The organism is Citrobacter amalonaticus (genome assembly GCF_001559075.2).
GTDB classification, from domain to species: Bacteria; Pseudomonadota; Gammaproteobacteria; order Enterobacterales; family Enterobacteriaceae; genus Citrobacter_A; species Citrobacter_A amalonaticus_F.
Map to the genome: position 1 here is coordinate 1,549,496 of NZ_CP014015.2, position 21,670 is coordinate 1,571,165.

Here is a 21,670-nt window from a genome sequence, read left to right on the forward strand (position 1 = left end):
TGCCGGGTATTATCCCGGCAGCAGTGACCTGTTTGAGCGAGAATTACTCGTCTTCCAGTTCGATGTTGATACCCAGCGAACGAATCTCTTTCAACAGTACGTTGAAGGATTCCGGCATGCCCGGTTCCATCTGATGGTTGCCATCTACGATGTTCTTATACATCTTAGTACGGCCGTTCACGTCATCAGACTTAACGGTGAGCATTTCCTGCAGGGTGTATGCCGCGCCGTATGCTTCCAGCGCCCACACTTCCATCTCCCCGAAGCGCTGACCACCGAACTGCGCCTTACCACCCAGCGGCTGCTGAGTAACCAGGCTGTAGGAACCGGTGGAACGAGCGTGCATCTTATCGTCGACCAGGTGGTTCAGTTTCAGCATGTACATGTAACCTACGGTTACCGGACGCTCGAACTGCTCACCCGTACGGCCGTCGAACAGCGTGATCTGACCGGAAGTCGGCAGGTCACCCAGTTTCAGCAGCTCTTTAATTTCCGCTTCTTTCGCACCGTCGAACACCGGCGTTGCGATTGGCATACCTTTGCGCAGGTTTTCAGCCAGACGCAGAACTTCTTCATCGCTGAAGGTATTCAGGTCAACTTTCTGACGAACGTCAGCGCCCAGATCGTACGCACGCTGGATGAACTCGCGCAGTTTCGCGACTTCTTGCTGCTGTTTCAGCATGGCGTTGATCTTATCGCCGATACCTTTCGCAGCCATACCCAGGTGGGTTTCCAGAATCTGACCGATGTTCATACGAGACGGTACGCCCAGCGGGTTCAGTACGATATCTACCGGCGTACCGTTAGCATCGTGCGGCATATCTTCGATCGGGTTGATCTTAGAGATAACACCCTTGTTACCGTGACGACCTGCCATCTTGTCACCAGGCTGGATACGGCGTTTAACGGCCAGGTATACCTTAACAATCTTCAGCACGCCCGGTGCCAGATCGTCGCCTTGGGTGATTTTGCGGCGTTTCGCTTCGAGTTTTTTCTCGAACTCGTGTTTCAGTTCGTCGTACTGCTCAGCCAGCTGTTCCAGCTGATTTTGTTTCTCTTCGTCGGTCAGGCCGAGTTCCAGCCAGCGATCGCGAGGCAGTTTGTCGAGCTTCTCAGCTTCAACGCCACCGGCAACCAGCACAGCGTAGATACGGCTGAACAGGCCAGCTTCGAGGATCTGCAGTTCTTCAGACAGGTCTTTCTTCGCCTGCTTCAGCTGCATCTCTTCGATTTCCAGCGCACGTTTGTCTTTTTCTACGCCATCGCGAGTAAAGACCTGAACGTCGATAACCGTACCGGAAACACCGTTTGGTACGCGCAGAGAAGAGTCTTTAACGTCAGACGCTTTCTCACCGAAGATCGCACGCAGCAGTTTTTCTTCTGGCGTCAGCTGGGTTTCACCTTTCGGCGTGACCTTACCCACCAGAATGTCGCCGCCGGTCACTTCCGCACCGATGTAAACGATACCGGATTCATCCAGTTTGGAGAGCGCAGCTTCACCCACGTTCGGGATATCAGCGGTGATCTCTTCCGGCCCCAGCTTGGTGTCACGGGACACGCACGCCAGTTCCTGAATGTGGATGGTGGTGAAACGGTCTTCCTGGACAACACGCTCGGATACGAGGATGGAGTCTTCGAAGTTGTAACCGTTCCACGGCATGAACGCGACGCGCATGTTCTGACCGAGTGCCAGTTCACCGAGATCGGTAGACGGACCATCTGCCAGTACATCACCACGTTCAACCGGCTCACCCAGAGAGACGCAAGGCATCTGGTTGATACAGGTGTTCTGGTTAGAACGGGTGTATTTGGTCAGGTTGTAGATGTCGATACCCGCTTCGCCCGGGTACATCTCGTCTTCGTTAACTTTGATAACGATACGGGAAGCATCCACGTACTGAACGGTACCGCCACGTTTAGCCACCGCAGTGACACCGGAGTCAACGGCAACAGCACGTTCCATACCGGTACCTACCAGCGGCTTATCAGCACGCAGAGTCGGAACCGCCTGACGTTGCATGTTCGCACCCATCAATGCACGGTTGGCGTCATCGTGTTCCAGGAACGGGATCAGGGACGCACCGACGGAAACCACCTGCTGGGTGGAAACGTCCATGTAGTCAACCTGGTCGCGGCTGAACAAGCTGGATTCGCCTTTACTACGGCAGGTCACCAGATCTTCTACGAAGTGGCCATCGTCATCCAGGTTGGAGTTCGCCTGAGCGATAACGAAGTTACCTTCTTCAATGGCAGACAGGTAATGAATCTCATCCGTCACAACGCCATCAACAACGCGACGATACGGCGTCTCGAGGAAGCCATATTCGTTAGTCTGTGCGTACACGGACAGGGAGTTGATCAGACCGATGTTCGGACCTTCAGGCGTTTCGATTGGACATACGCGACCATAGTGGGTCGGGTGTACGTCTCGAACTTCAAAGCCAGCGCGTTCACGCGTCAGACCGCCTGGGCCGAGTGCAGAGATACGACGTTTGTGCGTAATCTCAGACAGCGGGTTGTTCTGGTCCATAAACTGAGACAGCTGGCTGGAACCGAAGAACTCTTTCACTGCCGCAGAAATCGGTTTGGCGTTGATCATGTCCTGAGGCATCAGGGTATCCAGATCGCCCAGAGACAGACGCTCTTTCACCGCACGCTCAACACGTACCAGGCCAACGCGGAACTGGTTTTCCGCCATTTCGCCTACGGAACGGATACGACGGTTGCCGAGGTGGTCGATATCATCGACTTCGCCTTTACCGTTACGGATATCGATGAGCTTCTTCATCACTTCGATGATGTCGTCTTTGCTCAGGATACCGGAACCTTCGATTTCGTCGCGCAGCAGAGAACGGTTGAACTTCATACGACCGACCGCAGACAGGTCATAACGGTCTTCAGAGAAGAACAGGTTCTCAAACAGGCTTTCAGCTGCTTCACGTGTCGGCGGTTCACCCGGGCGCATCATGCGGTAGATTTCTACCAGCGCGCTCAGACGATCGTTAGTTGGGTCGACACGTACGGTTTCAGAAATGTACGGGCCGTGGTCCAGATCGTTGGTGAACAGGGTTTCGATACGTTTGTGGCCAGACTGGCTCAGCTTAGCCAGCAGATCCAGGCTCAGCTCCATATTCGCCGGGCAGATCAGCTCGCCAGTGGATTCGTCAACGTAATCTTTCGCAGCCACTTTGCCCGCAATGTACTCAACCGGAACTTCGATATGTTTGATATCGTCTTTTTCCAGTTGGCGGATGTGACGCGCAGTGATGCGGCGGCCTTTTTCAACGTAGATTTTACCGTTCGCTTCGATATCGAAGGAGGCGGTTTCACCACGCAGACGTTCAGGCACCAGCTCCATCTGCAGTTTGTTGTCGCGAATCTCGAAAATAACTTTTTCGAAGAACAGATCCAGGATCTGCTCAGTAGTGTAGTTCAGCGCACGCAGAATAATGGTCGCAGGCAGTTTACGGCGACGGTCGATACGTACGAACAGGTTGTCCTTCGGATCGAATTCGAAGTCCAGCCAGGAACCACGGTAAGGAATGATGCGCGCGTTATACAGCACTTTACCCGAAGAGTGGGTTTTGCCTTTGTCGGAGTCAAAGAAGACGCCTGGGCTACGGTGCAACTGAGAAACGATAACACGCTCAGTACCATTGATAACAAAGGTACCGTTGTCGGTCATGAGCGGAATTTCGCCCATGTAGACTTCTTGTTCTTTAATGTCTTTAACGGTGCCTTCCGGCGCTTCGCGCTCGTAGATCACCAGACGCAGTTTTACGCGCAGCGGTGCGGAATAGGTCACGCCACGGATCTGACATTCCTGAACGTCAAACACCGGTTCGCCAAGGCGGTAGCTGACGTATTGCAGCTCGGAATTACCGCTGTAGCTCTGAATCGGGAATACGGAACGGAAGGCGGCTTCCAGACCATACTGCCCCTCAGGATCTTGCTCGATAAACTTCTGAAACGAGTCAAGCTGGATAGAAAGGAGATAAGGCACATCCAGAACTTGTGGACGTTTACCAAAATCCTTACGAATACGTTTTTTCTCGGTATAGGAGTAAACCATAGGGTTCCTCAGCTCGCTGACAAGTCGACCCATCTGTCCATTGAGCGGACAGTTTGTGCAACACTATTTTGTTGACCGGAAAATCGAATACTTTCCGCAATGCCTGTTGCTATCACGCTTAAACCATTTCATTGCGATTTACACAGAACGGACGCCCTGTCGCAGTATATTAAGTCGTCGATAGAAACAAGCATTGAAAGGCACAGCAGTAGTCAAACAGTGTGAAACGCTACTGGCGCCTTACAGCGCAAAAAGGCTGGTGACTAAAAAGTCACCAGCCATCAGCCTGATTACTCAAGCTGCAACCAGAAAAGTTGGCTTATTTAACTTCAACTTCAGCGCCAGCTTCTTCCAGAGATTTTTTCAGTGCTTCTGCGTCATCTTTGCTCACGCCTTCTTTCAGCGCAGCCGGAGCAGATTCTACCAGGTCTTTAGCTTCTTTCAGACCCAGGCCAGTTGCGCCACGTACTGCTTTGATTACAGCAACTTTGTTAGCGCCAGCAGCTTTCAGAATTACGTCGAATTCAGTTTTTTCTTCAGCAGCTTCAACCGGGCCAGCAGCTACAGCGACAGCAGCAGCAGCGGAAACACCGAATTTTTCTTCCATTGCAGAGATCAGTTCTACAACGTCCATTACGGACATAGCGGATACTGCTTCAATGATTTGATCTTTAGTGATAGACATTTAAATTGTTCCTGAATATCAGAATAAGTTTATACGTAAGCGGATGCTTTAAAAGGATAACTGCGATTAAGCAGCTTCTTTCGCATCGCGTACAGCAGCCAGAGTACGAACCAGTTTGCCAGCCGAAGCTTCTTTCATGGTTGCCATCAGGCGTGCAATTGCTTCTTCGTAGGTCGGCAGAGTTGCCAGGCGGTCGATCTGAGACGCCGGGATCAGCTCACCTTCAAAGGCAGCGGCTTTGACCTCAAATTTTGCATTCGCTTTCGCGAACTCTTTGAACAGACGAGCAGCAGCGCCCGGGTGTTCCATAGAGTATGCAATCAGGGTCGGACCAACAAACGTGTCTTTCAGGCACTCGAACGGAGTACCTTCAACGACGCGGCGCAGCAGGGTGTTACGAACAACACGCATGTAAACGCCAGCTTCACGACCTGCTTTACGCAGTTCAGTCATTTTATCTACAGTTACGCCACGGGAATCCGCAACTACTGCAGACAGCGCGCCTTTGGCTACTTCGCTGACTTCAGCAACAATCGCTTGTTTGTCTTGAAGATTTAAAGCCATTAGCTTTGCTCCTGGATGTTTGCCGGAACTCATGTTCCGGAACTCACTTCACTCTTTCCAACGAAAAGAGCGTCTTAATACGGTGAGCAGAAACAAGCCAGAGTATCCAAAAATAATCTTAGCGTTCTGTCACCGTCTACGCAGGGGATTAAGTTTCTTACGAAACACCTGCGGTCTTCGACGGAGGCCTGGATAGGCCAGGCTCCAACGAACAAATCTGTTCTATGTCTTCGTCTTTCGAACCGCAATTCAAATGACTTGCATAGTGTCTGTCTCTTTCAACAGAAACGTGGGGGTAGAATTGTAGACAAATCCACCGCCCACGTAAAGCTAATCTTAGTTCGCGGAAGCGCTCAGACCAGCCTGATCAACGGCAACGCCAGCACCCATGGTGGTGGAGATGCTGATTTTCTTGATGTACACGCCTTTCGCCTGAGTCGGTTTTGCTTTCTTCAGCGCAACCAGCAGAGCTTCCAGGTTTTCTTTCAGTTTGTCAGCGTCAAAATCCACTTTACCGATGGTAGTGTGGATGATGCCGTTTTTGTCGTTACGGTAACGAACCTGGCCCGCTTTAGCATTCTTAACTGCTTCAGCAACGTTCGGCGTTACGGTACCAACTTTCGGGTTAGGCATCAGGCCACGCGGACCCAGAACCTGGCCCAGCTGGCCAACAACGCGCATTGCATCCGGGGAAGCAATAACAACGTCAAAGTTCATTTCGCCTTTCTTGATCTGGTCAGCCAGATCTTCCATACCTACCAGTTCAGCGCCAGCAGCTTTAGCAGCTTCAGCGTTTGCACCCTGGGTAAATACGGCTACGCGAACGGAACGGCCAGTACCGTGCGGCAGTACAGTTGCACCACGTACGTTCTGGTCAGATTTACGCGCATCGATACCGAGGTTAACGGCAACGTCTACACTTTCAACGAACTTAGCGGTAGCCAGTTCTTTCAGCAGAGAGATAGCTTCGTTGATGTCGTACTGTTTGGTCGCATCAACTTTCTCACGGATCACACGCATGCGCTTGGTCAGTTTAGCCATTTCTTAGTCCTCCACTACCAGGCCCATGGAACGTGCAGTACCTTCAATGGAGCGAGTCATCGCTTCAATGTCGGCACCAGTCATGTCGGCAGCTTTGGTCTGCGCGATTTCCTGCAGCTGAGCGCGGGAAATTTTACCTACTTTGTCTTTGTTCGGCTTACCGGAACCAGACTTAATACCAGCCGCTTTCTTCAGCAGAACGGCTGCCGGAGGCGTTTTGGTAATGAAGGTGAAAGAACGGTCAGCGTAAACGGTGATAACAACCGGAATCGGCAGACCTTTTTCGATGGAATCAGTCTTAGCGTTGAACGCTTTGCAGAATTCCATGATGTTAACACCCTGTTGACCCAGAGCAGGACCAACCGGCGGACTCGGGTTTGCCATACCAGCTGCAACCTGCAGCTTGACGTAGGCTTGGACTTTCTTAGCCATTCTCAATTTCCTCTGTTGGGTGATAGCGCCTCAGAGAGGCTCCCCGTGATATAAAAATTCGTTCTACGGGCCAGGCCCATAAAAACAAAAGGCGCGAAATTGTATTCCAATCTCACGCCTTGTGCAACGATTAAATCGCCGCTTTTTTGATCGCTACTTAGGCTTTTTCAACCTGAGCAAAGTCCAGTTCTACCGGGGTCGCACGACCGAAGATAGAGACGGACACTTTCAGGCGGGACTTCTCATAGTCCACTTCTTCAACGACGCCATTAAAGTCCGCAAACGGACCATCGTTGACACGCACCATCTCACCCGGTTCAAACAGCGTTTTCGGACGCGGCTTATCACCCACCTGCTGCAGGCGGTTCATAATCGCATCAACTTCTTTGTCGCTGATCGGCGCCGGACGGTCAGATGTACCGCCGATAAAGCCCATCACGCGCGGCACGCTACGCACCAGGTGCCAGCTCGCGTCATTCATGACCATCTGGACCAGCACATAACCCGGGAAGAATTTACGCTCGCTCTTACGGCGCTGACCACCACGGATTTCGACCACTTCTTCGGTCGGCACCATGACTTCGCCAAACAACTCTTCCATATTGTGTAATTTGATATGCTCGCGCAGCGACGTGGCTACGCGGCCTTCAAAACCGGAAAACGCCTGAACGACGTACCAGCGCTTTTTAGGAGCTTCAGACATCTCAGAACCTCAGGCCAGTGATAAAGGAAACCAGGCGAACCAGAATACCATCCAGTCCCCACAGGATCAGTGACATTACTGCGGTAACCGCAGCCACAATCAGCGTGGTGTGCAATGTTTCCTGGCGAGTCGGCCAAATGACCTTACGTACTTCAGTACGCGCTTCGCGGGCAAAAGCAACGGTAGCTTTACCTTTTGTCGTCAACAGCGCGACACCACCCGCTGCAGCAATCAGAATTACTACGGCCAGCGCACGCAGCGGCAGCATCATGTCACGATAAAGATAGTTGCCAACAATTGCCACGAGCAGCAATGCCACAACCACGATCCACTTTATCGCTTCCAGGCCACGCCCGCTCCCTTGAGCTTCGGTATTCGCACTCATAAACCAACCTGTCAGAAGTATTCTACAAATAATTTCACCCCGCGAATGCGAGGCTAACCAGTCAACCTTGTGCCGAAATGTATTTGGGCATTCCGGGCTCAACGCCCTCTTCAGAGCCTGTCTCAGCAATGATTATGACAAATAAAATCACTGATGAGCCAGGTTCTGGTTCGAAAGCGTGCAAAAAGGGCATCAAATGATGCCCTTTTAATGCGCATTGCGTCAAATGTTATCAGCGATTAGCTGAGAACTTTAGCAACAACGCCTGCGCCTACCGTACGGCCGCCTTCACGGATTGCGAAACGCAGACCGTCGTCCATCGCGATCGGGTGGATCAGGGTAACAACCATTTTGATGTTGTCGCCCGGCATTACCATCTCAACGCCTTCCGGCAGTTCGATGGTGCCAGTCACGTCAGTAGTACGGAAGTAGAACTGCGGACGGTAGCCTTTGAAGAACGGAGTATGACGGCCGCCTTCGTCTTTGGACAGGATGTACACTTCAGATTCGAACATCGTGTGCGGCTTGATGGTGCCCGGCTTAGCCAGTACCTGACCACGTTCGATTTCTTCACGTTTGATACCACGCAGCAGAACACCAACGTTCTCACCCGCACGGCCTTCGTCCAGCAGTTTGCGGAACATTTCAACGCCAGTACAGGTAGACTTAGCAGTCTCTTTGATACCAACGATTTCAACTTCTTCGCCAACTTTGATGATACCGCGTTCTACACGACCGGTAACAACGGTACCACGACCGGAGATGGAGAATACGTCTTCGATCGGCAGCAGGAACGGCTTGTCAATCGCACGCTCTGGTTCCGGGATGTAAGAATCCAGGAAGCCAGCCAGTTCGATGATTTTCGCTTCCCACTCTGCATCGCCTTCCAGCGCTTTCAGAGCAGAACCACGAACGATCGGCGTGTCGTCGCCCGGGAAATCGTACTGAGACAGAAGTTCACGAACTTCCATTTCTACCAGTTCCAGCAGCTCTTCGTCATCAACCATGTCGCATTTGTTCAGGAACACGATGATGTACGGAACGCCTACCTGACGACCCAGCAGGATGTGCTCACGAGTCTGCGGCATCGGGCCGTCAGTCGCAGCAACAACCAGGATCGCGCCGTCCATCTGCGCAGCACCGGTGATCATGTTTTTAACATAGTCGGCGTGGCCCGGGCAGTCTACGTGTGCGTAGTGGCGAGTCGGGGTGTCATATTCAACGTGAGAGGTGTTGATGGTGATACCACGAGCTTTTTCTTCCGGCGCGTTATCGATCTGATCGAATGCGCGAGCAGCACCGCCGTAGGTTTTAGCCAGTACGGTAGTGATGGCAGCGGTCAGCGTTGTTTTACCATGGTCAACGTGGCCGATAGTACCGACGTTAACGTGCGGTTTTGTACGTTCAAACTTTTCTTTAGACATCGATTGTCCCTCTAAGACACGGATAAATCGGTGATATCACCACATCAACCAGGCGATATGCCTGAACTGTTGAATCATTGAGTCGTTACAGAGAAAACACGGGGAGGAGAAGTGAAGTGGTGCTGATACCCAGAGTCGAACTGGGGACCTCACCCTTACCAAGGGTGCGCTCTACCAACTGAGCCATATCAGCACGTCTGGAGCGGGCAGCGGGAATCGAACCCGCATCATCAGCTTGGAAGGCTGAGGTAATAGCCATTATACGATGCCCGCATCCTGAAACTCGGCTACCCAGTTCTTTCTGTAACAAAAAAAGAGACAAGTCTCTTTTCTCATTCGAGCCGATTATTTTCTTAACCAGCTCAGACAGCAATTGCTGCCAGAAAGTGGTGGTGGGGGAAGGATTCGAACCTTCGAAGTCTGTGACGGCAGATTTACAGTCTGCTCCCTTTGGCCGCTCGGGAACCCCACCGGACTTGATGGTGCCGACTACCGGAATCGAACTGGTGACCTACTGATTACAAGTCAGTTGCTCTACCTACTGAGCTAAGTCGGCATCAAGTAGCGCGCATTCTATGGAGACCTGCGAGCTCATGCAACTAAAAAATTGCATAAAATGTTCTATCGCTCACATTTTGCGCTATACGACCAATAAATGACGTATTTTCAGTCAGCTTAGCATAAAATTTCGACATTATCTGGCAGTCCATTTCCTCTCATCTGCGTCAGGTAGTGCTTCAACGCGCCAAACCATCGCCTGTACATCTGGAATATCCGTCACATTGCTTTTCAGGGAATGATGTCCAGAAGAGATTTTTTCTTATTATTCCCCCCCATCTGGTGTTACCCTCCTGCCCATTGTCCAAATTAACTGAAATGTGACGTGCCATTGCATGCCGGGGATGACGTGCTTTTTATCACTGCCCTGATGGTGTAATGACAGCCAGAAACATGCTTATGAGTATAAAAGAGCAAACGTTAATGACGCCTTACCTACAGTTTGACCGCAACCAGTGGGCTGCGCTTCGTGATTCCGTGCCGATGACCCTCACTGAAGAAGAGATCGCGCGGTTAAAAGGGATTAATGAAGATTTATCGCTGGAAGAAGTTGCAGAGATCTATTTACCCCTGTCGCGTTTGCTTAACTTCTATATCAGCTCGAACCTGCGTCGTCAGGCCGTTCTTGAACAGTTTCTGGGCACGAACGGCGAGCGTATTCCTTATATCATCAGTATTGCTGGCAGCGTGGCGGTAGGGAAAAGTACCACCGCGCGTGTATTACAGGCGTTACTGAGTCGTTGGCCAGAACACCGTCGTGTTGAACTGATCACCACTGATGGTTTTCTTCATCCAAACCAGGTATTAAAAGACCGTGGATTAATGAAGAAGAAAGGCTTTCCGGAATCGTATGACATGCACCGTCTGGTCAAATTTGTTTCCGATCTCAAATCCGGCGTGCCAAACGTAACCGCTCCGGTTTATTCGCATCTGATTTATGATGTGATCCCTGATGGGGATAAAACCGTGGCCCAACCCGATATATTAATTCTCGAAGGACTCAATGTTCTGCAGAGCGGGATGGACTATCCACATGACCCTCATCATGTATTTGTTTCGGACTTCGTCGACTTCTCTATTTATGTTGATGCGCCGGAAGAGTTACTGCAGACATGGTATATCAATCGTTTTCTTAAATTCCGCGAGGGGGCGTTTACCGACCCTGACTCTTATTTCCATAACTACGCGAAACTGACGAAAGAGGAGGCGATCAACACGGCTACCTCATTATGGAAAGAAATTAACTGGTTGAATTTAAAGCAAAATATTCTACCCACGCGTGAGCGTGCGAGTCTGATTATGACCAAAAGCGCGAATCATGCCGTCGAGCAGGTTCGCCTGCGAAAATAATTAAAAAAGGGAGCGAAAGCTCCCTTTTTATTATTCTGCGCTTCTCAGGGAGATTTCTCCCCCAACCCACGGTTTTATAATGCCATCCTGTTCCAGAAGTAATGCGCCCTGCGCATCAATACCTCGTGAAATACCGTATATTTCTTTTTCGCCGATAATCAGTTTGACCTGGCGATTGATAAAGTTATCCAGTTTTTCCCAACGGGAAAGATAAGGAGCCAGCCCTTCCTGCTCAAATAACTCCAGCGCGGTACGTAATTCACGAATGAGCCTTGCTGCCAGCGTGTTGCGATCGAGCGTAATCCCTGCTTCCTGCAACGTAATCCATCCCTGATTCACCACGCCTTCTTCCACGCGGCGCATCGCCATGTTAATGCCGGCACCAATGACAATCTGCGCAGCATCGCCCGTCTTACCCGTTAACTCGACCAGGATCCCCGCCAGTTTGCGATCCAACAGGTAGAGATCGTTAGGCCACTTCACCCGTACCTTATCCGCCCCCAGCTCGCGCAGCACCTCAGCCATCACGATACCGATCACCAGGCTTAAGCCGATCGCGGCGGCCGGCCCCTGCTCCAGACGCCAGAACATCGAAAGATAAAGGTTTGCGCCAAAGGGGGAAAACCACTTACGTCCACGACGTCCACGGCCTGCCTGTTGATATTCCGCCACACAGGCATCGCCAGACTGCAATAGATCGATGCGGTCCAGCAGGTACTGATTGGTAGAATCGATAACCGGAAGCACAGCCACCGTACCGCGATCCAACTGGCTGTAGATACGGTCGGAATCCAGCAACTGAATCGGCTCCGGTAAACTGTATCCTTTGCCTGGCACGGTAAAAACATCGACTCCCCAGTCACGTAGGGTCTGGATATGTTTATTGATGGCCGCCCGACTCATCCCCAACTTCTCACCTAGCTGCTCACCGGAATGAAACTCGCCATCGGCCAGTAAGGAGATAAGCGTCAGAGGAACGGTATTATCCTTCATGCAATGATCTCCACAGCATTGACTTCGCCAGTCTGCCCGATAAAGCGTACTTCAGGCTCCAGCCAGACGTTAAATTTTTCACCCACTTTCATACGAACAAGGTGTGCAAGCTGGACCACATCGTCGCTTGTCGCATTATCCGCATTGATCAGCACCAGGGCCTGTTGACGATGCACTGCAGCCCCACCGATCCCGATGCCTTTTAGCTGACACTGGTCAATGAGCCAACCTGCCGCCAGCTTTACTGAACCGTCAAGTTGAGGATAATGGGGCGCATTCGGGAATTGGGACAGTAATGTTTGTGCCACATCGGCCGCCACCACGGGGTTCTTAAAAAAGCTGCCCGCATTGCCGTTCACTTTTGGATCGGGTAGTTTCGTCATGCGCATATGGCAAACCGAATCAAACACCTGCTGTGGCGTTACCGTGGCCGGATCCAGGCGAGTCAGGTCGCCATAGGTCAACACTGGCTGCCATTGCTTAGTCAGACGTAACCCCACCGCAACAATCGCGAAGCGATCCTGGTATTCATGTTTGAAGATACTGTCACGATAGCCAAAGCGACATTCAGCCGCACTCACGCGCCGCGATTGTCCTGTCGCCAGCTCAACACAGTCAACATAATCACAAACTCGCTGGAGCTCCACGCCGTAAGCACCAATATTCTGGATCGGTGAAGACCCAACGCAGCCGGGGATCAGCGCCAGGTTTTCCAGACCCGGCATGCCAAGCTGTAGCGTATGCTGAACCAGATGATGCCAGTTTTCACCCGCACCGACATGCAGCAGCCATGCATCTGGTTGCTCTGTCACGTCAATGCCTTTGATACGATTGACGATCACCGTCCCGCGGAAGGCGTCAAGAAACAGGACGTTACTCCCTTCACCCAGTATCAGTACCGGCTGATGCAACGCATTGGCAGATTGCCAGGCGCTAAGTAGTTGTTGTTCATTTTCGGCGCAAACAATCTCATTGGCATTTTGATCGATGCCAAAGGTATTCCAGGATTTAAGGGAGTGATTCATAGACGCTTTCCTGATGCAAAATCGCGGTTAGTTTACCGCATATGCCGCAGTATGGCTTGTATTATGGCGGGATGGCGTTATTCGATAAAATGATCCAGCAAATGACGGACGCAAAAAAGCCCATCCGACAGGATGGGCTTCTTCACTTATTTGATGCCTGGCAGTTCCCTACTCTCGCATGGGGAGACCCCACACTACCATCGGCGCTACGGCGTTTCACTTCTGAGTTCGGCATGGGGTCAGGTGGGACCACCGCGCTACAGCCGCCAGGCAAATTCTTTTGTGCTCAAAACGAATATTTTACTCTGATGCTGCCTTGCCTCAGCGCAAAATCTTTCGTTTTCGCAAATCTGTTATCAGGCTGAAATTCTCTCTATTCCGCCAAAACATCTTCGGCGTTGTAAGGTTAAGCCTCACGGTTCATTAGTACCGGTTAGCTCAACGCATCGCTGCGCTTACACACCCGGCCTATCAACGTCGTCGTCTTCAACGTTCCTTCAGGACCCTTAAAGAGTCAGGGAGAACTCATCTCGGGGCAAGTTTCGTGCTTAGATGCTTTCAGCACTTATCTCTTCCGCATTTAGCTACCGGGCAGTGCCATTGGCATGACAACCCGAACACCAGTGATGCGTCCACTCCGGTCCTCTCGTACTAGGAGCAGCCCCCCTCAATTCTCCAGCGCCCACGGCAGATAGGGACCGAACTGTCTCACGACGTTCTAAACCCAGCTCGCGTACCACTTTAAATGGCGAACAGCCATACCCTTGGGACCTACTTCAGCCCCAGGATGTGATGAGCCGACATCGAGGTGCCAAACACCGCCGTCGATATGAACTCTTGGGCGGTATCAGCCTGTTATCCCCGGAGTACCTTTTATCCGTTGAGCGATGGCCCTTCCATTCAGAACCACCGGATCACTAAGACCTGCTTTCGCACCTGCTCGCGCCGTCACGCTCGCAGTCAAGCTAGCTTATGCCTTTGCACTAACCTCCTGATGTCCGACCAGGATTAGCTAACCTTCGTGCTCCTCCGTTACTCTTTAGGAGGAGACCGCCCCAGTCAAACTACCCACCAGACACTGTCCGCAACCCGGATTACGGGTCCACGTTAGAACACCAGCCATTAAAGGGTGGTATTTCAAGGTTGGCTCCACACGAACTGGCGTCCGCGCTTCAAAGCCTCCCACCTATCCTACACATCAAGGACCAGTGTTCAGTGTCAAGCTATAGTAAAGGTTCACGGGGTCTTTCCGTCTTGCCGCGGGTACACTGCATCTTCACAGCGAGTTCAATTTCACTGAGTCTCGGGTGGAGACAGCCTGGCCATCATTACGCCATTCGTGCAGGTCGGAACTTACCCGACAAGGAATTTCGCTACCTTAGGACCGTTATAGTTACGGCCGCCGTTTACCGGGGCTTCGATCAAGAGCTTCTCCGCGAGGATAACCCCATCAATTAACCTTCCGGCACCGGGCAGGCGTCACACCGTATACGTCCACTTTCGTGTTTGCACAGTGCTGTGTTTTTAATAAACAGTTGCAGCCAGCTGGTATCTTCGACTGATTTCAGCTCCACGAGCAAGTCGCTTCACCTACCTATCAGCGTGCCTTCTCCCGAAGTTACGGCACCATTTTGCCTAGTTCCTTCACCCGAGTTCTCTCAAGCGCCTTGGTATTCTCTACCTGACCACCTGTGTCGGTTTGGGGTACGATCTGATGTTACCTGATGCTTAGAGGCTTTTCCTGGAAGCAGGGCATTTGTTGCTTCAGCACCGTAGTGCCTCGTCATCACGCCTCAGTGTTAAAGTGAACCGGATTTACCTGGAACACACACCTACACGCTTAAACCGGGACAACCGTCGCCCGGCCAACATAGCCTTCTCCGTCCCCCCTTCGCAGTAACACCTGGTACAGGAATATTAACCTGTTTCCCATCGACTACGCCTTTCGGCCTCGCCTTAGGGGTCGACTCACCCTGCCCCGATTAACGTTGGACAGGAACCCTTGGTCTTCCGGCGAGCGGGCTTTTCACCCGCTTTATCGTTACTTATGTCAGCATTCGCACTTCTGATACCTCCAGCATGCCTCACAGCACACCTTCACAGGCTTACAGAACGCTCCCCTACCCAACAACACATAGTGTCGCTGCCGCAGCTTCGGTGCATGGTTTAGCCCCGTTACATCTTCCGCGCAGGCCGACTCGACCAGTGAGCTATTACGCTTTCTTTAAATGATGGCTGCTTCTAAGCCAACATCCTGGCTGTCTGAGCCTTCCCACATCGTTTCCCACTTAACCATGACTTTGGGACCTTAGCTGGCGGTCTGGGTTGTTTCCCTCTTCACGACGGACGTTAGCACCCGCCGTGTGTCTCCCGTGATAACATTCTCCGGTATTCGCAGTTTGCATCGGGTTGGTAAGTCGGGATGACCCCCTAGCCGAAACAGTGCTCTACCCCCGGAGATGAATTCACGAGGCGCTACCTAAATAGCTTTCGGGGAGAACCAGCTATCTCCCGGTTTGATTGGCCTTTCACCCCCAGCCACAAGTCATCCGCTAATTTTTCAACATTAGTCGGTTCGGTCCTCCAGTTAGTGTTACCCAACCTTCAACCTGCCCATGGCTAGATCACCGGGTTTCGGGTCTATACCCTGCAACTTAACGCCCAGTTAAGACTCGGTTTCCCTTCGGCTCCCCTATTCGGTTAACCTTGCTACAGAATATAAGTCGCTGACCCATTATACAAAAGGTACGCAGTCACCCCATAAAGAGGCTCCCACTGCTTGTACGTACACGGTTTCAGGTTCTTTTTCACTCCCCTCGCCGGGGTTCTTTTCGCCTTTCCCTCACGGTACTGGTTCACTATCGGTCAGTCAGGAGTATTTAGCCTTGGAGGATGGTCCCCCCATATTCAGACAGGATACCACGTGTCCCGCCCTACTCATCGAGCTCACAACACATGCGGTTTTGTGTACGGGGCTGTCACCCTGTATCGCCGGTCTTTCCAGACCGTTCCACTACCACACATGCTGATTCAGGCTCTGGGCTGCTCCCCGTTCGCTCGCCGCTACTGGGGGAATCTCGGTTGATTTCTTTTCCTCGGGGTACTTAGATGTTTCAGTTCCCCCGGTTCGCCTCGTTAACCTATGTATTCAGTTAACGATAGTGCAACGAATTGCACTGGGTTTCCCCATTCGGACATCGCCGACTATAACGGTTCATATCACCTTACCGGCGCTTTTCGCAGATTAGCACGTCCTTCATCGCCTCTGACTGCCAGGGCATCCACCGTGTACGCTTAGTCGCTTAACCTCACAACCCGAAGATGTTTCACTTCTGATTGCGAAAATTTGAGAGACTCGAACACACCATTAACGGTGTGTCGTTTCAATTTTCAGCTTGATCCAGATTTTTAAAGAGCAAAACTTCGCAGTGCACCTTTTCAGGTTCACTCTGAAGTTTTCTTGATAACGTTCTACAGTATGGTGGAGCTATGCGGGATCGAACCGCAGACCTCCTGCGTGCAAAGCAGGCGCTCTCCCAGCTGAGCTATAGCCCCATACAGTGTAGTTAAACCTCATCCCCAATTCGTTGCCGGGCGCGGCGTGGTGAAGCGAAGCATACTGAAGTATGCGAGCTTTGCCACAACAAAGCACGGGAGCGAATTTGGTAGGCCTGAGTGGACTTGAACCACCGACCTCACCCTTATCAGGGGTGCGCTCTAACCACCTGAGCTACAAGCCTGTAGAGGTTTTACTGCTCGTTTTTCATCAGACAATCTGTGTGGGCACTACAAAGGCAGGTTCTTTAAGGTAAGGAGGTGATCCAACCGCAGGTTCCCCTACGGTTACCTTGTTACGACTTCACCCCAGTCATGAATCACAAAGTGGTAAGCGCCCTCCCGAAGGTTAAGCTACCTACTTCTTTTGCAACCCACTCCCATGGTGTGACGGGCGGTGTGTACAAGGCCCGGGAACGTATTCACCGTGGCATTCTGATCCACGATTACTAGCGATTCCGACTTCATGGAGTCGAGTTGCAGACTCCAATCCGGACTACGACATACTTTATGAGGTCCGCTTGCTCTCGCGAGGTCGCTTCTCTTTGTATATGCCATTGTAGCACGTGTGTAGCCCTGGTCGTAAGGGCCATGATGACTTGACGTCATCCCCACCTTCCTCCAGTTTATCACTGGCAGTCTCCTTTGAGTTCCCGGCCTAACCGCTGGCAACAAAGGATAAGGGTTGCGCTCGTTGCGGGACTTAACCCAACATTTCACAACACGAGCTGACGACAGCCATGCAGCACCTGTCTCACAGTTCCCGAAGGCACATTCTCATCTCTGAAAACTTCTGTGGATGTCAAGACCAGGTAAGGTTCTTCGCGTTGCATCGAATTAAACCACATGCTCCACCGCTTGTGCGGGCCCCCGTCAATTCATTTGAGTTTTAACCTTGCGGCCGTACTCCCCAGGCGGTCTATTTAACGCGTTAGCTCCGGAAGCCACTCCTCAAGGGAACAACCTCCAAATAGACATCGTTTACGGCGTGGACTACCAGGGTATCTAATCCTGTTTGCTCCCCACGCTTTCGCACCTGAGCGTCAGTCTTCGTCCAGGGGGCCGCCTTCGCCACCGGTATTCCTCCAGATCTCTACGCATTTCACCGCTACACCTGGAATTCTACCCCCCTCTACGAGACTCAAGCCTGCCAGTTTCGAATGCAGTTCCCAGGTTGAGCCCGGGGATTTCACATCCGACTTGACAGACCGCCTGCGTGCGCTTTACGCCCAGTAATTCCGATTAACGCTTGCACCCTCCGTATTACCGCGGCTGCTGGCACGGAGTTAGCCGGTGCTTCTTCTGCGGGTAACGTCAATGGCTAAGGTTATTAACCTTAACCCCTTCCTCCCCGCTGAAAGTACTTTACAACCCGAAGGCCTTCTTCATACACGCGGCATGGCTGCATCAGGCTTGCGCCCATTGTGCAATATTCCCCACTGCTGCCTCCCGTAGGAGTCTGGACCGTGTCTCAGTTCCAGTGTGGCTGGTCATCCTCTCAGACCAGCTAGGGATCGTCGCCTTGGTGAGCCGTTACCTCACCAACAAGCTAATCCCATCTGGGCACATCCGATGGCAAGAGGCCCGAAGGTCCCCCTCTTTGGTCTTGCGACATTATGCGGTATTAGCTACCGTTTCCAGTAGTTATCCCCCTCCATCGGGCAGTTTCCCAGACATTACTCACCCGTCCGCCACTCGTCAGCGAAGCAGCAAGCTGCTTCCTGTTACCGTTCGACTTGCATGTGTTAGGCCTGCCGCCAGCGTTCAATCTGAGCCATGATCAAACTCTTCAATTTAAGTTTGATGCTCTTAGAATTAAATGTCGTAATGAATTACGTGTTCACTCTTTGAGACTTGGTATTCATTTTTCGTCCGAGGACGTTAAGAATCCATATCACTCTGAGTGCCCACACAGATTGTCTGATAAATTGTTAAAGAGCAGTTGCGACGCGCTTTAGCGCTCTGTCGCGAGGTCCCGTATATTACGTTTTCCTCATTCAGAGTCAAGCATTTATTTTTGCTTTTCTCTGTCGGTGTTCATCACTGGTTTTCACCGGAGAACCCCGCTGACCCGGCGGCTTGCGTGCCGTTGTTCCGTGTCAGTGGAGGCGCATTATAGGGAGTTATTTCGGGCTGACAAGGGGAAATTTAAAATAATTTTCCGAGTGCGTAATATTTGCCCAAAACAGCGTTAAACCGCCAGTTTTTCGAGCGATTCAAAGCCATAGCGCTGCAAAACGGGCAACAATTGCTCAGTTTCTGGCGTCATCGCCATGCAATAGGCAATGTTGGCATCTGCTGATTTCGCATCCGGCGCTTCATGTTCTAATAGCCAGGCGGTACGTCGCGCAATGGCCGCCCCGGAATCGACCAGTCGCGTTCCTTCAGGCAGAACCTGTAAGAGTTCTTCCTGCAACAGGGGAAAGTGGGTACAGCCAAGCACCACGGTATCAGGCGGTTCCGGCATCCGCAGCCACGGGCGCAGGATCCGTTGCAGCTCTTCCAGCGGCACGGGCTCGCCGTGCAACTTCGCTTCCGCCAGTTCCACCAGCTCTGCAGACCCCAGCATGGCTATCTGGCACTCATTCGCAAAGCGCGCAATTAGCTCATGCGTATAAGGACGTTTCACCGTCCCGCGCGTTGCCAGTAACCCGACAATGCCATTCGCCGTCAGACGCGCCGCCGGTTTTATCGCTGGCACCACGCCCACGACCGGGAAAGCAAACTTCTCACGCAAGGCAGGAAGAGAGACCGTACTGGCCGTGTTACAGGCGATAACCGCCAGGGAGAGAGGATAATGCTGTTGTACCGCCGTCACGATCTCAACAACGCGCTCAACGATAAACGCCTCACTCTTCTCCCCGTAAGGAAAAGCCACGTTATCGAAAGCGTAGATATAGTGGAGATCCGGCAGGAGGTGCCGAATCTCATCATAGACCGACAACCCACCGACGCCGGAATCAAATACCAGCACGGTGGGACGTGGATCAGAAGGTGTAGCTGCCAGACAAGGTGTATTCCCGTCCTGCAGTTTGGTAGCCATAAACTGTCTCGTAATCTTTATCGAACAGGTTGGCTATTTTACCACGAACTGTGAGATGTGAGGTGACTGGATATGAAAGTCCGATGTCCCACACGCTCAGCCCGCCCATTTTCACCTTACGGGAATTGTCGTAGTCGTAATCGTAACGCTCGCCAATATACTGATAGGTCACATCCCAGCCCAGATCGTAAACCTGTCCGCTCAGCTCGTACTTCACCTGCTGTTTCGCACGACGATAAAGCTGCTGATCGGTTTCATCATCACGCGGATCAACATACTGCAACGTTAAGCGATGATCGACCGGCCCGGTCGTCAGGTTCCCCGTCCATTCCAGACCTTTGATGGTCGCGGATTTAACGTTGAAGTAGGTATTGTTGTTGTAGTCGATCAGGTTCTGAATTTTGTAGCGATAGGTCGACAGACGCCAGTCAAGCGGACCGGTCAGCCCTTCTAACCCGGCTTCCCACTGCTTCGACTCTTCCGGCTTCAGGTTTGGGTTAGAGGCGATACCAAAACGCTCCGCACCAAACTGTTGCCCCAGTGAAGGCGCAAGGAAGCCCGTACCATAGGAAAGCGTCACCTTATAGTCATCAACAAACTGCCATCCCGCCGCCGTTTGCCAGGTACCGTGCCAGCCGAACTGGTCGTCATGGTCTTCACGGCCCGACGCTTCCAGCGTCACGCTATCAATCTGCTGTTGCCCGGTCAGATAGAGGCCCGTGTTATCACGCTTATAGTTGTCTGTCCCATACTCGCCAAAGGACATCAGCTTTTCTTGTTTCCAGTCGACGCCAGCACTGACAGCGCCGTGTCCGACAATAACGTTGTTGCCCCACTGGACGTAGCGCTGTTCCATATCATCAAGGCTATAACCTGTCGCATAGCGCCCGTTCAGGCTGCTGTAGTTATAGTCCTTTATACGCTGGTAATTGGCGACCAGCTGCGACGAGTAGATACCAGAATTGAAGCGCAACCCCGTATCCCACGACTGGGTGTAATTCTGGTGCTCGTCGTTTCCGCCGTCATAACCCCAGCTTCCCTGATCATAATCAGCATTACTGGCATAGCCGTAGCCACGGAAGTAACCATCGAATTGGTCGTTAAATTTGTGCTCAACGCCTCCCCAGAACAGTTTATTGCGATAGCCATCGCGATCGCCATCGCCGCTGTAGCTGGAACGCGGCTGAACATCGAAACCTTTGGTGGTCTGATAAGCCCCGGCCGCGGTTACCACGGTATCGCCAAAACGCTGGCGGTACGTACCGTCATATTGCTGATAACCTTTTGACCCCACGCCAGCATTAATCTGCGAACGCTCCTCACCCGTCATGGTGATGATGTTCACCACGCCGCCAATCGCGCCAGAGCCATAAATCGCTGAACGCGGACCGCGGATATACTCGATGCGCTGTACCAGCGAAACCGGAATCTGGTCAATATCGGAGTTATTCGAAATGCCCGGACGGGCGACCGGAATACCGTCGACTAACACCAGAACGTGTTTCGCTTCGGTACCCCGCACAAACAGAGAAGAGCTTTGCCCCATGCCGCCATTCTGAGCGACATCCACGCCTGGCAGGCGGCGCATGACATCCAGAACGGTTCGGGACTGCCAGCGTTCGATATCCTCGCGGGTGACGATATCAGTAGGGGCCAGAACGGTATTAACAGGTTGTTGAAAACGATTTGCCGTCACGACAAGCGTGTCAGGGGTGGCATCCTGTGCCCAACCCGAAAAAGCCGTGACGGAGAGCGCCGTCAGCAGCGATGTTTTTTTAATCATTGTAAAGCATCCACAATATAAGAAGGATGCCGCAGGTCCCACCGATAGTACGCGATG

13 protein-coding genes, 6 tRNA genes, 3 rRNA genes and 1 pseudogene are annotated in these 21,670 nt (G+C 52.1%); 2 read left to right on the forward strand and 21 right to left on the reverse strand.

The window, feature by feature from the left end:
* Positions 1–43: 43 nt before the first annotated feature.
* The 12 genes from rpoB to AL479_RS07490 form a co-directional block, all read right to left on the reverse strand.
* Positions 44–4,072, reverse strand: a complete 4,029-nt coding sequence (gene rpoB / locus AL479_RS07430; RefSeq protein ID WP_042998970.1) for a DNA-directed RNA polymerase subunit beta — start codon at positions 4,070–4,072, stop codon at positions 44–46.
* A gap of 319 nt (positions 4,073–4,391) precedes the next feature.
* Complete coding sequence (gene rplL / locus AL479_RS07435) at positions 4,392–4,757, reverse strand: 50S ribosomal protein L7/L12 (protein ID WP_012133812.1); 366 nt, start codon at positions 4,755–4,757, stop codon at positions 4,392–4,394.
* 66 nt (positions 4,758–4,823) lie between these two features.
* A complete protein-coding gene (rplJ, locus tag AL479_RS07440; RefSeq protein ID WP_004097644.1) occupies positions 4,824–5,321 on the reverse strand; it encodes a 50S ribosomal protein L10 in 498 nt (165 codons plus the stop codon).
* A gap of 336 nt (positions 5,322–5,657) precedes the next feature.
* Entirely contained in the window at positions 5,658–6,362 is a 705-nt protein-coding gene (rplA, locus tag AL479_RS07450; RefSeq protein ID WP_042326238.1) for a 50S ribosomal protein L1, read from the reverse strand.
* Positions 6,363–6,365: 3 nt separating this feature from the next.
* On the reverse strand, positions 6,366–6,794 hold the full coding sequence (gene rplK / locus AL479_RS07455; RefSeq protein ID WP_012133815.1) for a 50S ribosomal protein L11: 429 nt from the start codon (positions 6,792–6,794) through the stop codon (positions 6,366–6,368).
* Positions 6,795–6,951: 157 nt separating this feature from the next.
* Positions 6,952–7,497: a transcription termination/antitermination protein NusG gene (nusG, locus tag AL479_RS07460; protein WP_003862341.1), complete on the reverse strand. Its 546-nt coding sequence runs from the start codon at positions 7,495–7,497 to the stop codon at positions 6,952–6,954.
* A 1-nt stretch (position 7,498) separates the two neighbouring features.
* Entirely contained in the window at positions 7,499–7,882 is a 384-nt protein-coding gene (gene secE / locus AL479_RS07465) for a preprotein translocase subunit SecE (protein ID WP_012907759.1), read from the reverse strand.
* A gap of 239 nt (positions 7,883–8,121) precedes the next feature.
* Positions 8,122–9,306, reverse strand: a complete 1,185-nt coding sequence (tuf, locus tag AL479_RS07470) for an elongation factor Tu (protein ID WP_042998968.1) — start codon at positions 9,304–9,306, stop codon at positions 8,122–8,124.
* Between the two features lie 117 nt (positions 9,307–9,423).
* Positions 9,424–9,499 (reverse strand) — tRNA-Thr (locus AL479_RS07475).
* A gap of 5 nt (positions 9,500–9,504) precedes the next feature.
* Positions 9,505–9,579, reverse strand: a tRNA-Gly gene (locus AL479_RS07480).
* Between the two features lie 114 nt (positions 9,580–9,693).
* Positions 9,694–9,778: transfer RNA gene (locus AL479_RS07485), tRNA-Tyr, on the reverse strand.
* Positions 9,779–9,786: 8 nt separating this feature from the next.
* Positions 9,787–9,862: transfer RNA gene (locus AL479_RS07490), tRNA-Thr, on the reverse strand.
* Positions 9,863–9,881: 19 nt separating this feature from the next.
* On the opposite strand from AL479_RS07490, the pseudogene AL479_RS24015 reads away from it, so the two are divergent.
* Positions 9,882–9,962, forward strand: a pseudogene (locus AL479_RS24015) (hypothetical protein); the annotation flags it as partial.
* A gap of 301 nt (positions 9,963–10,263) precedes the next feature.
* A complete protein-coding gene (gene coaA, locus AL479_RS07500; RefSeq protein ID WP_061069505.1) occupies positions 10,264–11,214 on the forward strand; it encodes a type I pantothenate kinase in 951 nt (316 codons plus the stop codon).
* Between the two features lie 30 nt (positions 11,215–11,244).
* Here the strand turns inward: coaA and birA are convergent, their stop codons facing one another.
* The 9 genes from birA to btuB form a co-directional block, all read right to left on the reverse strand.
* On the reverse strand, positions 11,245–12,207 hold the full coding sequence (gene birA, locus AL479_RS07505) for a bifunctional biotin--[acetyl-CoA-carboxylase] ligase/biotin operon repressor BirA (RefSeq protein WP_061075637.1): 963 nt from the start codon (positions 12,205–12,207) through the stop codon (positions 11,245–11,247).
* A complete protein-coding gene (gene murB, locus AL479_RS07510) occupies positions 12,204–13,232 on the reverse strand; it encodes a UDP-N-acetylmuramate dehydrogenase (RefSeq protein ID WP_061075638.1) in 1,029 nt (342 codons plus the stop codon). The genes birA and murB overlap by 4 nt, the downstream gene beginning before the upstream one ends.
* Before the next feature lie 155 nt (positions 13,233–13,387).
* Positions 13,388–13,503 (reverse strand): 5S ribosomal RNA (gene rrf, locus AL479_RS07515).
* Between the two features lie 131 nt (positions 13,504–13,634).
* A 23S ribosomal RNA gene (locus AL479_RS07520) occupies positions 13,635–16,540 on the reverse strand.
* Positions 16,541–16,711: 171 nt separating this feature from the next.
* Positions 16,712–16,787, reverse strand: a tRNA-Ala gene (locus AL479_RS07525).
* 108 nt (positions 16,788–16,895) lie between these two features.
* Positions 16,896–16,972: transfer RNA gene (locus AL479_RS07530), tRNA-Ile, on the reverse strand.
* A 69-nt stretch (positions 16,973–17,041) separates the two neighbouring features.
* Positions 17,042–18,583 (reverse strand): 16S ribosomal RNA (locus AL479_RS07535).
* Together the 16S, 23S and 5S rRNA genes with 2 tRNA genes alongside form the textbook arrangement of a ribosomal RNA operon.
* Before the next feature lie 395 nt (positions 18,584–18,978).
* Positions 18,979–19,830 carry a glutamate racemase gene (gene murI, locus AL479_RS07540; RefSeq protein WP_061075639.1) on the reverse strand — a complete coding sequence of 284 codons (852 nt, stop codon included), beginning with the start codon at positions 19,828–19,830 and terminating at the stop codon, positions 18,979–18,981.
* Entirely contained in the window at positions 19,775–21,613 is a 1,839-nt protein-coding gene (gene btuB, locus AL479_RS07545; protein WP_061075640.1) for a TonB-dependent vitamin B12 receptor BtuB, read from the reverse strand. Before btuB ends, murI begins: the two co-directional genes overlap by 56 nt.
* Positions 21,614–21,670: the final 57 nt, after the last annotated feature.

Excerpts from the sequence above, each read along its gene's own strand:
- murB (WP_061075638.1), bottom strand. The coding sequence starts at position 13,232 with ATGAATCACTCCCTTAAATCCTGGAATACCTTTGGCATCGATCAAAAT.
- rplJ (WP_004097644.1), bottom strand. The coding sequence starts at position 5,321 with ATGGCTTTAAATCTTCAAGACAAACAAGCGATTGTTGCTGAAGTCAGC.
- birA (WP_061075637.1), bottom strand. The coding sequence starts at position 12,207 with ATGAAGGATAATACCGTTCCTCTGACGCTTATCTCCTTACTGGCCGAT.
- nusG (WP_003862341.1), bottom strand. The coding sequence starts at position 7,497 with ATGTCTGAAGCTCCTAAAAAGCGCTGGTACGTCGTTCAGGCGTTTTCC.
- rplA (WP_042326238.1), bottom strand. The coding sequence starts at position 6,362 with ATGGCTAAACTGACCAAGCGCATGCGTGTGATCCGTGAGAAAGTTGAT.
- rpoB (WP_042998970.1), bottom strand. The coding sequence starts at position 4,072 with ATGGTTTACTCCTATACCGAGAAAAAACGTATTCGTAAGGATTTTGGT.
- rplL (WP_012133812.1), bottom strand. The coding sequence starts at position 4,757 with ATGTCTATCACTAAAGATCAAATCATTGAAGCAGTATCCGCTATGTCC.
- rplK (WP_012133815.1), bottom strand. The coding sequence starts at position 6,794 with ATGGCTAAGAAAGTCCAAGCCTACGTCAAGCTGCAGGTTGCAGCTGGT.
- coaA (WP_061069505.1), top strand. The coding sequence starts at position 10,264 with ATGAGTATAAAAGAGCAAACGTTAATGACGCCTTACCTACAGTTTGAC.
- secE (WP_012907759.1), bottom strand. The coding sequence starts at position 7,882 with ATGAGTGCGAATACCGAAGCTCAAGGGAGCGGGCGTGGCCTGGAAGCG.
- tuf (WP_042998968.1), bottom strand. The coding sequence starts at position 9,306 with ATGTCTAAAGAAAAGTTTGAACGTACAAAACCGCACGTTAACGTCGGT.
- murI (WP_061075639.1), bottom strand. The coding sequence starts at position 19,830 with ATGGCTACCAAACTGCAGGACGGGAATACACCTTGTCTGGCAGCTACA.
- btuB (WP_061075640.1), bottom strand. The coding sequence starts at position 21,613 with ATGATTAAAAAAACATCGCTGCTGACGGCGCTCTCCGTCACGGCTTTT.